Source organism: Crinalium epipsammum PCC 9333, from assembly GCF_000317495.1.
Lineage (GTDB): Bacteria > Cyanobacteriota > Cyanobacteriia > Cyanobacteriales > PCC-9333 > Crinalium > Crinalium epipsammum.
Genome location: NC_019753.1, coordinates 316,454 through 330,589 on the forward strand (window position 1 = coordinate 316,454; position 14,136 = coordinate 330,589).

13 protein-coding genes are annotated in these 14,136 nt (G+C 41.4%); 10 read left to right on the forward strand and 3 right to left on the reverse strand.

All coding sequences use genetic code 11. From position 1 onward, the window contains the following. Positions 1-29: 29 nt before the first annotated feature. Positions 30-764 carry a DUF3120 domain-containing protein gene (locus tag CRI9333_RS01285; protein ID WP_015201394.1) on the reverse strand — a complete coding sequence of 245 codons (735 nt, stop codon included), beginning with the start codon at positions 762-764 and terminating at the stop codon, positions 30-32. A gap of 361 nt (positions 765-1,125) precedes the next feature. Between CRI9333_RS01285 and CRI9333_RS01290 the strand changes: the two genes are divergently transcribed. The 3 genes from CRI9333_RS01290 (at position 1,126) to glmS (ending at position 4,792) form a co-directional block, all read left to right on the forward strand. After that, positions 1,126-2,097, forward strand: coding sequence for an undecaprenyl-diphosphate phosphatase (locus tag CRI9333_RS01290; RefSeq protein WP_015201395.1), 972 nt, complete (start codon positions 1,126-1,128; stop codon positions 2,095-2,097). Positions 2,098-2,392: 295 nt separating this feature from the next. Then, positions 2,393-2,638 carry a photosystem I iron-sulfur center protein PsaC gene (gene psaC / locus CRI9333_RS01295; RefSeq protein WP_012411495.1) on the forward strand — a complete coding sequence of 82 codons (246 nt, stop codon included), beginning with the start codon at positions 2,393-2,395 and terminating at the stop codon, positions 2,636-2,638. A gap of 255 nt (positions 2,639-2,893) precedes the next feature. Then, complete coding sequence (gene glmS / locus CRI9333_RS01300; RefSeq protein ID WP_015201396.1) at positions 2,894-4,792, forward strand: glutamine--fructose-6-phosphate transaminase (isomerizing); 1,899 nt, start codon at positions 2,894-2,896, stop codon at positions 4,790-4,792. Positions 4,793-5,318: 526 nt separating this feature from the next. Here glmS and CRI9333_RS01305 read toward each other — a convergent pair. After that, complete coding sequence (locus CRI9333_RS01305) at positions 5,319-5,570, reverse strand: hypothetical protein (RefSeq protein ID WP_015201397.1); 252 nt, start codon at positions 5,568-5,570, stop codon at positions 5,319-5,321. Positions 5,571-5,795: 225 nt separating this feature from the next. Between CRI9333_RS01305 and CRI9333_RS01310 the strand changes: the two genes are divergently transcribed. The 5 genes from CRI9333_RS01310 to CRI9333_RS01325 all read left to right on the forward strand — a co-directional run bounded on the left by CRI9333_RS01310 (position 5,796) and on the right by CRI9333_RS01325 (position 11,295). Beyond that, on the forward strand, positions 5,796-6,602 hold the full coding sequence (locus CRI9333_RS01310) for a heteromeric transposase endonuclease subunit TnsA (RefSeq protein ID WP_015201398.1): 807 nt from the start codon (positions 5,796-5,798) through the stop codon (positions 6,600-6,602). Positions 6,603-6,635: 33 nt separating this feature from the next. Beyond that, the gene (locus tag CRI9333_RS26360) at positions 6,636-6,794 is read left to right on the forward strand and encodes a hypothetical protein (RefSeq protein ID WP_157462222.1); all 159 of its coding nucleotides are present in this window, start codon (positions 6,636-6,638) and stop codon (positions 6,792-6,794) included. A gap of 67 nt (positions 6,795-6,861) precedes the next feature. Continuing rightward, positions 6,862-8,793 (forward strand): Mu transposase C-terminal domain-containing protein, encoded by a 1,932-nt coding sequence (locus tag CRI9333_RS01315; protein WP_051035311.1) that lies wholly within the window; start codon positions 6,862-6,864, stop codon positions 8,791-8,793. Continuing rightward, the gene (locus tag CRI9333_RS01320; RefSeq protein WP_015201399.1) at positions 8,783-10,381 is read left to right on the forward strand and encodes an ATP-binding protein; all 1,599 of its coding nucleotides are present in this window, start codon (positions 8,783-8,785) and stop codon (positions 10,379-10,381) included. The genes CRI9333_RS01315 and CRI9333_RS01320 overlap by 11 nt, the downstream gene beginning before the upstream one ends. A gap of 14 nt (positions 10,382-10,395) precedes the next feature. Further along, positions 10,396-11,295 carry a TnsD family Tn7-like transposition protein gene (locus CRI9333_RS01325; protein ID WP_015201400.1) on the forward strand — a complete coding sequence of 300 codons (900 nt, stop codon included), beginning with the start codon at positions 10,396-10,398 and terminating at the stop codon, positions 11,293-11,295. 352 nt (positions 11,296-11,647) lie between these two features. On the opposite strand, the gene CRI9333_RS01330 is transcribed toward CRI9333_RS01325, so the two are convergent. Then, a complete protein-coding gene (locus tag CRI9333_RS01330; RefSeq protein WP_198013598.1) occupies positions 11,648-11,923 on the reverse strand; it encodes a DNA sulfur modification protein DndB in 276 nt (91 codons plus the stop codon). 55 nt (positions 11,924-11,978) lie between these two features. On the opposite strand from CRI9333_RS01330, the gene CRI9333_RS01335 reads away from it, so the two are divergent. Together CRI9333_RS01335 and CRI9333_RS01340 are read left to right on the forward strand one after the other, a co-directional pair. Further along, positions 11,979-12,653: a plasmid pRiA4b ORF-3 family protein gene (locus CRI9333_RS01335; RefSeq protein WP_015201401.1), complete on the forward strand. Its 675-nt coding sequence runs from the start codon at positions 11,979-11,981 to the stop codon at positions 12,651-12,653. Continuing rightward, complete coding sequence (locus CRI9333_RS01340; protein WP_015201402.1) at positions 12,650-14,068, forward strand: ISKra4-like element ISCep1 family transposase; 1,419 nt, start codon at positions 12,650-12,652, stop codon at positions 14,066-14,068. Before CRI9333_RS01335 ends, CRI9333_RS01340 begins: the two co-directional genes overlap by 4 nt. Positions 14,069-14,136: the final 68 nt, after the last annotated feature.

Genomic DNA, 14,136 nt, shown 5'->3' on the forward strand with positions numbered 1-14,136 from the left:
GGGAGGGAGCTAGAGAGTTTGGATGATATCTAAGCCAGAGATGCTGCTACTAAAAACAAGCTATCTACCAAAATTGTACTTAAGACAGCACCAGAAAATGCCCACCAGTGGATTTGCTTTGTACCTAACGACCAAATACCAACACTTAATAATAGGCTGACTAAAATACCAGCCCAAGATACCCCCCAGGGGGTTCGCACAAGTGCGATCGCATTCTGTAATATTGGTGTCGCTAAAGCTGGATCAACTTGCATCAGTTCCCGCCAGTGGGGAATCACACCAGCTATATAAAAATATAAATCTGTAACTGCTGTACCAAACAATGAGCCAAGGTAAAAAAAGTTCCCAACTTTTCCCCACCCGCGCCACAGAAACCATAAAACAAATGGTAAACCAATCGCTTCTACTGGTAAGTGAATTAATGGTTCCCAACGCAACCATCCCCAATAAAGTGAACCAGCCAGCCAACTCCAACTAAACCCTAGCAGCAAGTCTCCCCACAACTGAGTAGCTGGACGTTTTATTAGTAGTAACCCTAACCATACCCAAGCTGCTGTTAATACTAAACTCAGCAGTGGCAGTTCTCGCACCAATGGCGCTTGGACAAATACTGGCACGGAAACTAGAAAGCAGGCTGCGCCAAACGCCCACCAATATTTACTAATATCAGTTTCCCACTCAGAAATGAGAAAGAGATTTTTTACTGGCTCGGTTGGGAAGCCAGATGTAGGAGATTTAGTAGTATTGCAGGTATCGTTAAACAAAATATTCTTATTTTTGTAAAGTTTCTTTACTTATCTTTAAGATATCTCAAGATAACACAGGTTTATCCCCCCCCTGGGGATTGTTTTAATCTTAGCTTAATTTTCTAGTGAGTGGCGAAAAGATCCCCCTAAATCCCCCTTAAAAAGGGGGACTTTGAGCTTCCCCCTTTTTAAGGGCAGGGGGGATCTAGGTTTTAAGCATGAGAGGGGGTAAGTCCTGAAAATAAAGAATGTCCAAACCTATCTGGCTACAGCTATACCTCTGGCACATTTCTAGAAGAAGCCTGATGATTTTGCGTAAATGAGCCAATATTGTTGGAACATTGGTTATGGTTTGGGAGTGAATTATTTGGAGGAAAATATGATCCGATCGCCACATCGCTTGCTTAGACTAATGGGTATAGGCACAGCTAGTACTTTATTAACATTAGCGACAGCAGAGGCAGGCTTTACCCAGCAAGGGCTTGAGCCAGCAACCACAGCGACGACGGCGCAGGTTAATATTTTTCAGGCGTTAATTCTCGGTTTAGTGCAAGGGTTAACAGAGTTTTTGCCGATCAGCAGTTCTGCTCATTTAAAGGTAGTACCAGTAGTCTTAGGTTGGGGAGATCCTGGTGTTGGTTTTACTGCGGTGATTCAATTGGGCAGTATTGCAGCAGTTTTGTGGTTTTTTTGGGGTGACTTAGTTCAAATTACTACAGGTAGTTTACGTGCGATCGCCCAAAAAGATTATCAGTCCGATGACTTTCGCATCGCAGCAGGGATTATTTTAGGAACAATACCGATTGTTTTCTTTGGACTGTTAATTAAGAAATTTATCCCTGATTTTGATAACTCACCATTAAGAAGTTTAGGTGCGATCGCGATCGCCTCGATTTTCATGTCGCTATTGTTGGGAGTTGCCGAAAAGTTCGGTAAGCGTAAGCGAAATTTTGAGCAATTGGGCATCCTCGATGGGGTATTAATGGGTTTAGCCCAAGCAATGGCATTAATTCCAGGAGTATCGAGATCTGGTTCTACCCTCACCGCAGGGTTATTTATGGGTTTAGAACGCGCTACGGCTGCCAGATTCTCATTTTTATTAGGTATTCCAGCAATTACCCTAGCTGGGTTAGTAGAACTCAAAGATGTGTTTAAAGCAGGTTTAGACGGTGCAGGGTTAGTTCCCATTATTGTTGGGGTGATTTCAGCAGGCTTTTTTTCTTATGTTGCGATCGCGTGGTTACTGCGCTTTTTGCAAACCCAGAGTACTTGGGTATTTATCTGGTATCGGTTAATTTTTGGGGTGTCTATTCTGGGTGCGATCGCTGCTGGCTTTTTAAAAAATATTTAAATGATCTGGTGATGGAGGTCGAAATGAGGGAGTAATCGCCAAGGAATGATCCACAAAGCGGCAATATTACAACAGTAAAGGTAATTTTAATTATTTATCTCCTCTGCCCCTCTGCCCCTCTGCCCCTCTCCCAACGGGCGCATGACCACCCTTAATGATCAGGAAAAAGCTCCCAAGATATTAAAAACTTTAAAGTTATGTAGCGGGTATGCAATCTGGGTTCAGTACCTGCGGTAAACTAAGCCTGAATTCTGGTCTTAAATACAAGAGAACACTCGTTTGGAGTTTTTAAGAGATGTCTCATACAGTCAAAATCTACGATACCTGCATTGGTTGCACTCAGTGTGTACGTGCTTGCCCTACTGACGTTCTGGAAATGGTTCCTTGGGATGGCTGTAAGGCAGCGCAAATTGCTTCTTCGCCTCGGACAGAAGACTGTGTAGGTTGCAAGCGGTGTGAAACTGCTTGTCCTACAGACTTCCTCAGCATCCGAGTTTACCTGGGCGCAGAAACAACTCGCAGTATGGGTCTGGCTTACTAATAAAATGGTCAGAATTCCTCTCTAATCTCAATTGGAGAGAGCTAATAGCAAGCGCCCTTAAACAAAGTTATTTGTTTTATTTGCTTTTCAATATCCCTTGGGTGCAAAGTTATAGAGGAGGCTAATGGCTTCCTCTTTTTTTTTAATGAAAGAATTACAGGATATAAACAAAGGATGATTGACGAATTTTGCGATCGCGATTAGCTTTGAGCAAGTCATTGTAAAATTATCCAGCGTTAAGGGGAAGTGTGTTCTATGTGCGGAATTGTTGGCTATATCGGCACTCAAGCAGCTACGGAGATCATGCTTGCAGGTTTAGAAAAATTAGAGTACCGAGGCTACGATTCTGCGGGAATAGCCTTGGTGTCGGAAGGTGAACTCGATCGCGTTCGTGCTAAAGGCAAGTTGCGTAACCTGCGGGAAAAGTTGGAAATGCAGGCAAATCCAGCGCAGCTTGGTATAGGACACACTCGCTGGGCAACTCATGGTAAACCAGAGGAACATAATGCCCATCCCCATACTGATACGAAAAAACGCATAGCTGTAGTTCAAAATGGGATTATTGAAAATTACCGTGAGTTGCGCGAGGAACTCAAAAAGCTAGGACACGAATTTCTCTCAGAAACCGATACAGAAGTCATCCCCCACTTAATAGCAGAATTTTTCTCCAATCCCCCCGCACCTGCTCATGCTCACATACCTTCGCTATTGCTAGAAGCAGTGCGCCAAGCTGTGATGAAACTCAAGGGTGCTTTTGCTATAGCAGTTATTTCTGCTGATTTCCCTGATGAGTTGATTGTGGTACGTCAGCAAGCACCTTTAGTTATTGGGTTTGGGCAAGGTGAGTTTTTCTGTGCTTCGGATACTCCAGCAATTGTGCAATATACTCGTGCTGTGTTGCCGTTGGAAAATGGGGAATTAGCTAGACTCACACCTCTAGGAGTAGAAGTTTACAACTTTGCGGGCGATCGCCTCAAGAAAACTCCCCGCACCCTCAACTGGAATCCTATCTTGGTAGAAAAACAAGGTTTCCGCCACTTCATGGTTAAGGAAATTTACGAGCAACCAGGAGTTGTGCGGACTTGTTTAGAAGCTTATCTGAATCATCAGTGGAATCCTGATTCCGATCAATCACCGATTAATTTAGGAATACCCACAGAACTTTATTCTGATCTAGAACATATTCAGATTGTTGCTTGTGGTACAAGTTGGCACGCGGGATTAGTGGGTAAATATTTACTGCAAGAATTAGCGCAAATACATACAAATATTGAATATGCTTCAGAATTTCGCTATTCTCCACCACCAATAACTGCTAATACTTTAACTATTGGGATTACTCAATCTGGAGAAACAGCAGATACTTTAGCTGCTTTAGCTATGGTAAAAGAGCGTCGTGAAAATCAACCAGCTAAGTATCAAGCGAAATTATTAGGAATTACCAATCGTGTTGATAGTTCTTTGGCTAGTATTGTGCCTGATTTAATTGATACTAGAGCAGGAATTGAAATTGGGGTTGCTGCTACTAAATCTTTTATCGCTCAATTGATGGCGTTTTATTTCTTGGCTTTAGATTTAGCTTATCATCGCAAAACTTTGTCAAATGTTCAAATTGAGGAAATTATTACGGAGTTAAGGCAACTTCCGGCACAAATTGAAATTATTTTGGAAAGTCAAGAGCGTTACATTGAGGAGTTAGCGCACGAATTTACGGAGACTACAGATTTTATTTTTGTGGGGCGGGGAATTAATTATCCAATTGCTTTAGAAGGGGCTTTGAAATTAAAGGAAATTAGCTATATTCATGCGGAAGGTTATCCTTCTGGAGAACTGAAACATGGACCAATTGCTTTGTTAGATGCTAAAGTTCCTGTAGTTGCGATCGCCATGCCTGGTAAAGTTTATGAAAAGACTTTATCTAATGCTCAAGAAGCTAAGGCAAGAGATTCTCGCTTGATTGGTGTTATTGCAATGGACGACAAGGAAGCGGCAGAAACTTTTGATGAGTTATTACCAGTCCCACAAGTTAATGAGTTACTTTCACCTGTTTTAACTGTAATTCCTTTACAATTGTTGTCTTATCATATTGCTGCGCGTCGCGGTTTGGATGTTGACCAGCCAAGGAACCTCGCCAAATCGGTAACGGTGGAATAATAAACATCTCCAGAAATTAAAGGTGTAAAAGGAGAAAAGTTAGTTGAACTGAAGAATAATTAGTTGAACTGAAGAATAATTCATTGAACTCAACTGCGGTTAACCTAAGTTCGCTCTACCAAACTTAGGTAATAGGGAGATAAATGAGGTAGCAGAATTCAGGTATCTTAGTTAACTGCCAGTGAAGGCAATGCTTTTGCTGGCTATTTCTGAGCATATTTGACGAACAGGTGTATAGAAACAATAAAGTCGTATACTAAACAATAAAGTCGTATACTGGACAATAAAGTTGTATACTCGCGCGTGAGTATAAGTAAAAGCTGGCGCTTTGTAGAGTTTTAACATCAGGCTTGTCGAACACAAGAGCTTCCCAAAGATAATTTATTTTCGACATCAAATTATGGCTGTGGTAGTTGCCCCTTTGCAAGAAAGCAATACCCAGGGTATGTGTTCGACTATGCACATAGTCATCTGAAAAGCAGAACTTCAGTGGTCAACAATAATCAATAGTCAAAATGACAAAAAATTAGCGGTGCAAACGTGCGACTTGTTTGCGTCTGATTTGCCTGAGAACATGAAAATGTTCTGGTTCTGCCAAATCGCGAGACCAAACATAGTCAGCGATAGCCAAACACAGTTTGTGTTCTTCCTTGAGTTGTCGGCGACTATTTCCCTCAACAAACCAATGGGTTACGGTAGGTAGTGAACAGTTGCAGATGGTTGCCAAGTCATTACGGGTGGTCTCAGGGTACTTGGCTAAAAAATCCTTTAGTTCCACAACAGCTCACACTATTCCTACAGATAAAGTCTTCAGTAAGAGCTTGAAGAGCTTTCCAGCCATAGTATGCGGTTTTTGTGTCAGCTTGACAAATTTATGTTACAGTCAGTTTGTCAGTTTGACAAACTTATCAAGTTTGAGAATAATGGCTAGTGCCTAAAAGATTAAGTCTCGTTCAGTTTTAGGGCTAGCAGCCGTTCGTTGAAATTATCTTTCAGCAAAAAAATGGCTAAACGTAAAAGATCTGTAACGCCAGAAATCATAGAAGAACGCATTAAAGAAGGTCGTGGTCAGGGCAGAGGCGTTAATTACAAGCCGTGGTTGACTATCCAAGATGTAGCATCAACTGGTACTTGTAGTCGGATTAAAGGATGGAAAACCCAGCGCATACATCACTTACTCAGTGAACTAGAGTTAAGTTATTTTTACGTACTTGAATGGTCATTAATAGTTAATGATATCCGAGAGCAGTATCCACTATTACCATTAACAGAAACACAAAGTATAGCTGAGGAGTGTGGTTTTCGGTATCCCACAATTCCCGGTACAGATAATCCAATTATTATGACAACTGATTTTGTTATTAGTACTAATTCTAGTCTAGAAATTGTCGAGCAAGCTCGCACGCTTAAATACGCTTGGGATCTCCAATCAAAACGCAAATTAGAAAAACTAGAAATTGAGCGTCGCTACTGGCAAAGAAGAGGAATTAATTGGGGAATCGTCACTGAACGAGAAATTCCCAAATCACTGGTAAAAAATGTTGCTTGGTTACATCCCTTTGGCTCAAGAACAGATCTCAAAGATATGAGTAAGTGGGAGATCAACCGTATTAATAAGATCCTAACTGAAAAAATTAGATACAGCCGTCAATCTTTAGCAGAGATTACGGCTCAGAGTGATGATTTGCTGGGATTTATTCCAGGAACTAGCTTAAGCGTTGCTCGTTATTTACTTGCTAACAGAACATGGGATTTTGACATTAACCAGCCCATTCAACCTCAAGAACCATTAGTATTGCTCAAGCCTTGATAATTAAACAACGAATAAAGTAGGAAAAATGGGATGAATTTGTATGTAAATCAGCTATTAGAATGGGTCGGCTTGACACCACCTAAAATTGAACGATTGTTATGGATAGAGCCAGCAGGTAACTGGGTTGTAACTATTGAAATGTGTAGTACAAAAGCTTTACCCATATGGCAGAGAATGGTTGATATTTAGAAGCTTTAGTTACAAGTAAACTGCGTATTTTAGAAATAGATTCCTACGCTTTTCAGCACTTTCAGAGTTGGAAATTCCAGTACATTATAGACAGCATCGAGATAAAGCTTGGACGATTATTGGCAACTGTGTATCTGATGAGCGAGTCTTTATACCAAAAGAACACGGTGCTCTAATCTTGGCGATGATGGCACAAAAAGGATGCACGAAAAGGACAATTTACAAATATTTGCGCCAGTACTGGCAAGGGGGACAGAACAAAAATGCTCTTCTTCCTCGCTTTGACCAGTGCGGTGGTAAAGCCAAGGAAAGGCAATGTGGGGAGCAAAAACGGGGACGCCCCGGCAAATTAGCTCAGATCACAAATCAACATCAGGGAGTAAATATTGATGTTGAGATGCGAGAACGGTTTCGCCGAGGAATTAGCTTATTTTACGAAAATGCTACTGGGAGAACCCTAAAAGACGCTTATCAACTGACGCTCTTCAAGTTTTTTCATCAAGGATATGAACTGCACAATCAGGTGTGGGTACCGATACTGCCACCTGCTGAAGAATTACCAACTTATAGGCAGTTTCGTTATTGGTATTTCAAGAATCAAGACCTGAGCAAGACACTTCAATCTCGCTTGGGGCAACGAGAGTTCAATTTACAGCATCGGGCATTGCTGGGTGATTCAACACAAATGGCATTTGGCCCTGGTTCGTTATACCAAATTGATGCCACTATTGGGGATGTTTATTTAGTGAGTTCCTTGAATCGCCATCGTATCATTGGGCGACCTGTGATCTATTTGGTGATTGATGTATTCAGCCGACTGATTAGCGGGTTTAGCGTTAGCCTTGAAGGGCCAAGTTGGTTGGGAGCAATGCTAGCACTAGAAAATGCTACGGCAGACAAAGTAGCATTTTGTCACGAGTTTGGTATTGAAATTAATTCGGCAGATTGGCCAAGCCGTCATTGTCCAGAAGCCATCTTAGCAGATCGAGGTGAATTTGAAGGTTATAACGCCGATAACCTAGTCAACGCACTTAACATCCGAGTAGCTAATACGCCTCCCTACCGACCAGATTGGAAAGCCATTGTCGAAAGGCATTTCCGCACTTGTAATGATAAATTGATTCGCTTTCTGCCAGGGGCTGTCCACCACAAACGTTCGCGAGGAGATAGAGACTATCGGCTTGATGCAGTTTTAGACCTGCATCAATTCCGAAAGCTAATGATTCTCTGCATCCTTGACCATAATCAGCATCATCGTCTTCAGGGATATCAGATGGACGAATTTATGATTAATGATGCAGTTGAACCATACCCAGTTGACCTTTGGCATTGGGGTGTCCGCAATCGCGTTGGTCATTTACGCACAAGTAGCACCGACATGATGCGCTTGCATTTATTACCCTCCGCCGAGGCGACCGTTACTCCAAAGGGTATCCGCTGTCACAAATTACTCTACACCTGCGATTTGGCGCTACAGCAACAGTGGTTTGTCAAAGCTAGAGTGCAAGGGAGTTGGAAAGTCAAAGTTGCTTATGACCCTCGTCAACTTGAGCAAATTTATTTACGGCTAAATAATAATAACCAAATAGTAACTTGTCACCTACTACCATGTTCAAAAACCTTTAGCGGTCGTGATTGGCATGAGGCGATTGACTATTGGGCAGAAAAAAAACTGGCAATGGCAGCCGAAAACAGTCGTTCTCTTCAAACAACTGCCACTTTTCACGCTCAAGTAGAACAGCTTGTTAGTGAAGCTGTACAACATTCTGAATTACACCAAAGTTCAACCAGCAAACAGAGCCGAATTCAAGGTATTCGGGAAACTCGGCGCACTGAGCGGGAGCAGGAACGTTCCGATTTGGCTTGGCAGCTAGGAGTCACAGAGCCTCAAAACAACAGTTCCCTATCAGAGAAAACCAATGAAGAGTATGTGCCACCCCCACAACCTTTAGACCTGCTACGTCGTCTTAGAGAGGAATCTTGGAACGATGAACCCTGAACTATCAGCACAACCATCCTTATTAGTAGGTAAAGGGCGTTTGGAGATAGCAACTTACAAAGACCCGCAGATCCCTAACTATCAGGATAATCCGCTCATTGAAGCTTTACCAAAAATTCTCACAAGCGAAGAAGCACTGACTAAGCTGGCACACTATCCCAGTTATGACCCAGTTCAACGGACTTGGCCATCTCACCTACGCGTCCATTTGATTCAAAGTGCTCTACAATTTTTTGCACCGCTCCCGGTTCACCTCGATTTAGAACAGAGGTTTTCACGTTTGATTCGCACCGGATACCAGGCTCGCAATCCCCAGCGCCCTAGCTTTTGGGGTAACTTAAACCAGGGAGTGATGTCATTAAGCCAAGAAGGAAGTGTTTCCCATCTAGGACGCTCAACTGCAAATGGTTTTACCATTATCGGTATGAGTGGAGTGGGTAAAACCGTCTCGGTCGAGTCAATTCTTTCACTCTATCCCCAAGTCATTATTCACAATCATTACCGGAATCGAGATTTTACCCACCAGCAATTAGTGTGGCTCAAATTGGATTGTCCTTTTGATGGTTCGATTCGTGGTTTATGCCTGAACTTTTTTCAAGCTGTAGATGACTTATTAGGAACACAATATTACAAAAACTATCAGAAAGGGCGACCCAACGTAGATGCACTCATTCCATTAATGGCACGTGTCGCTTCCTTACATTGTTTGGGGGCGCTGGTAATTGACGAAATCCAACACTTAAGTTCTGCCAAAAGTGGAGGAGCAAGTCTCATGCTCAACTTTTTTGTCCAGTTGGTTAACACTATTGGCGTACCAGTTATTTTAGTTGGAACTTACAAAGCTTGGTCGGTTTTGAGTGGTGAGTTTCGCTCCTCCCGTCGTGGCACTGGTCAAGGGGATCTAATTTGGGACAGGATGGCAAATGATGAAATTTGGCAGTTATTTATTGAATCGCTGTGGCGTTATCAATATGTTCAAAAGCTTTGCCCGCTCACACCTACGTTTAGCCAAGTTCTTTATGAAGTTACACAAGGTATTACAGACTTGGCAGTAAAAGTTTATGTCCTGGCACAACTGCGAGCGATTACTACCGGGAAGGAAGTTATTACCAAGGCAATTATTCAATCGGTAGCTCGTGATAGTTTACGCCTGGTTAATCCAGTACTCAATGCTTTAAAAACTGGTATGACACAGCAGCTTCAAGGTTTTGAAGATGTTCATCCCATTGAACTGGGTACTTTCTTTCAAGAGGCAATATCTACTGTTCAAAAGGTGGATTATCTTAACTGTTTAAAGGCATCTACAACGAAGTCTGTAGATCATAATCTACTTGTTGCGACCTCGCTTGAACAACAAGGAGAGATAACTGAATCAACCTCGTTGGCAGCAGCTATTCCAGAAACTCTTCCACTCAAAACTTCTTCGCCTAGAAGAAAAATCACAAATAAACCACAGCTAATCACAAGAGAAACAGCTAATAATGCTACTACTTTAATAGAGATTGTAACTATCGGTACTGCACATCAAATTTCTGGTTATGAAGCTCTAAAACTTGCTGGTTTAATTCAACCCACTACTGAATATTAATTGTTTTTGCAATTATGTTAGGTTTTTTTCCTGACCCTTACCCTGATGAACTGTTTTACAGCATTTGTGCTCGATTTCATCATCTTGTTGGTTATGCACGTTGGCAAACTACAGTCTGTGAGCTATTTGGTAAAGTTGTCAAAGTGACAGTTGCCATGCCCTGTCGCCTCAAGGCGCTCGTTGCTGCTTTACCTCCTGGTCACCGTTATACTGTTGACCGCTTCATAGATGAACACACTCTTTTCCCCTTTTACAGTCGTTTTTTGTCTCTAACGTCGGCCAATGAAATTTATTCAAGGATGGCTTTATCTGAGAAAAAAACTCTTTTCATTCGCTCAGGTATCCCCAAATATCTCCAGTTTTGTCCAACTTGTGTTCTTCAAGATAGAAAACAGTTTGGTGAGTGCTACTGGCACCGTCTTCATCAAGCGCCTGGTGTCAAAATTTGTCCAGTGCATCGAAAGTTTCTACAAAGCAGCCAGATTAGCATTCAACAACATCAATGTATTGCAGCAGAACAGGCATTATCAAAAATTGAAGTAGAACCATCTTTGAATACACATTCAATACATCCACTGTTTTTGCAAATTGCTCATGATGCCACTTGGCTATTGAGCCAACCGCATCAAACTGTTGATCAACAGTTTATCCGTAATCGCTACGTCCAGCTGATGATTTCTGCTGGATTTGCTAATTCTCGGGGCTTCTTTGCTATGCCTCAACTGATCAATAGTTTTGAACAAGCTTATCCAGTTGATTGCATAAAACAGCTTCAATGCGGATTTGACCTGTCCGCAGAACCAAGTTGGATAACCATAACTCTCCAAAATTGGCGACAGCATCAGCATCCCTTGCGCCATCTACTATTGATTCATCTACTACGATGTTCTGCCCAAGACTTTTTCCTGACTTAAAGTAGCCACAATTTTTTGAGATGCCAGCCTCAAAGCTTTCCTTCAGGCTGCGTAGTAATCAAACGTTCAGTATACAACTTTATTGTCAAAAATTCGGCGTAAATTTTGACGCTATGGCTTTCCAGTATACGACTTTATTGTCTTGATCAATTTCATTCTCTACCTAAAATCAAGGGTTCTGAGCTTTTTTAGGATACAACTTTATTGTCTGTATACAACAGGCTTGATAAATAATTGTTAATTATTGACGGATTCATATTTCATATTGAAATTGCACTACTAACTAAGTTGATCTCATCAGCTATGAAATATTAGGCAAATAATTACTATATGTGTGTATTTTAAAAAGGTATTACAGAGAAATTTTTTCTTTTGATAATTTGTCTCGTTCCAACTTATTTTTATTTATATTTAAAGCCAAACCAAAAGTTTTCTTTAAGTAAACAGTCATCAAGCTAACACTAATTCTAGATTTAGATATCCGACCGCCAACAATAATTCTATATTGCCACTCTGGATTAGATCGTGACCAATTTATTTGTTGTAATTTTTTTAAGTGTATTTCCCAAGTTTGTGGATAGTTTGAAATTAATGATGCACCTAAATGTCCTAAAGCTGCTAAAGTCACTGGAGAGCGATTTTTTTTGGGGGAGATGGAGTACATAACAAGGTAAGATGACGAAATGTCCGATTCCCCTGAACCTGTCAACTATCAACTTAAGGTGGTACTGCTGGGTATCAGTCCGATGATCTGGCGTCGCATTCTAGTACTGAGCGACAGCACAATAGAAGATTTGCACTACACGCTACAAATATCAATGGGGTGGGAAGACATTCACCTGCATCATTTCATCATTCATGGGAAGCAATACGGAGTAACTCAACCAGGTGGCACAACATTTAGTACTCGCGCCTGCGAGGTAAAGCTCTCCACATTCGGGTGGCAGCTCAAAGAAAAATTCTTATACGAATATGACTTCAGCATCTGCCCATCAATGGGTACTTGGCGTTATTGGTGGCGACACCAAATCCGACTCGAAGCCATCTCAGCAGCACAAGCAAAGCAAACTTATCCGGTCTGCACGGGTGGTAAAGGTGTTTGTCCTCCAGAAGACTGTGGTGGAGCTTGGGGATTTATGGAGACAAGGCAAGAATATTCAGGTTGGCATATATTAGAACGCTTTGGCTCAATGCTAGAAGAAGAAGACTGGACAGAATATAGAGAAGAATTATGCCAACTACAAACCTGGCTGTTAGTTGATCAAAATCATTTCGACCGCGCTCAAGTAAACAGCCGTTTACAGCAATATGCCAGCCGGGATAAGGAACTAATGTTATATGAGCAGGGGATAGGGTGAAACTTAAAATACAAGTTGTAATCGAATCAGATAATGGCGACAGAGAAATTATCCAAGAAATTACCCAAATAGAGCGTGGTATTCTACAACCTGAAAACTTAGGATTAAGCCTAGTAGAAGCAAAAACTCTGCTCAACAAAGTCCAACGCACTTTAGTTCAGCAACAAGTTACTGAGTATGAAAAGCAACACGATTCATGCCAGCACTGTGAAAATAAACTCTTGCGTAAAGACAAACGGATAGTTGTATACAGAACCCTTTTTGGTAAGTTAAAGCTACAATGCAATCGCCTATTTCAATGTACCTGCCAAGAGCAGTCAACCCGTACCTTTAAACCACTAGGTAAGTTACTGAAAGAACGAATCTCTCCAGAATTGCTCTATTTAGAATCCAAGTTTGTATCTTTGATGTCTTACGGGCTTTCCGTTAAATTATTGGAGGAATTATTACCAATAGAAGGCGAAATAAGCGTTACCACAGTTCGGAATAAGCTCCACGTCTGTGCCCAACGTTTAGAATCCGAATTGGGTGAAGAGAAAAGAGTATACATCGAAGGCACCCAAAGGGATTGGGATAATTTGCCCAGACCGGAGCTACCGCTGGTAGTAGGAGTAGATGGAGGATATGTTCGTTTCTATGACAAGAAATCATCAACCAAAGGTAATTTTGAAATTATCGTTGGTAAGAGCATAAAATCAGACAATACCTCCAAGCGGTTTGGAGGAGTTTATTCCTACGATACCAAACCTCAGCGTCGGATCTTCGAGGTCTTGAAATCCCAAGGGATGCAGATGAACCAACAGGTAACATTCCTGTCAGATGGTGATGAGAAGCTCCGTGACCTAATGTTTGGTCTCAACCCAAACACAGAATATCTCTTAGATTGGTTTCACATCACCATGCGGCTGACAGTGATAAATCAGATGGCAAAAGGAATTAATAAAAAAGATACCGAACTAAATACAGACATACCCAAAGATCTGGAACGGATTAAATGGTATTTGTGGCATGGAAACGTATTTAGAGCATTGCAACTATTAAAAGACTTTGTTGATGACCTAGAAGTTGAGGTTTTTAATGGCAATGCTCAACGAGAGGTAAAAAAGCTGTTGAAAATGGTGCAGGAATTTGAAACATACATTTTTAACAATGGAGCTTGTATTCCTAACTATGGAGAACGTTGGCACAATGACGAGGCTATTGCAACTGGATTTGTCGAATCAACAGTTAATCAAGTTATTAGCAAACGATTTGTGAAAAAACAACAGATGCGGTGGACACCCAAAGGTGCTCATCTTCTTCTCCAGATGCGAATGCTAGTTTTAAATGGAGAGTTGCGTCGCCAATTCGAGCAATGGTATTCTGGTTTAAGGCTAGATAATGAGCCAAATCTACAGATACCTAATTCCGTTTAAATATACAGAAACAAAGTAATTCCTGTAAAAATCCCACAGTGTTTTTAGATCTACTGGTTTACCAACTT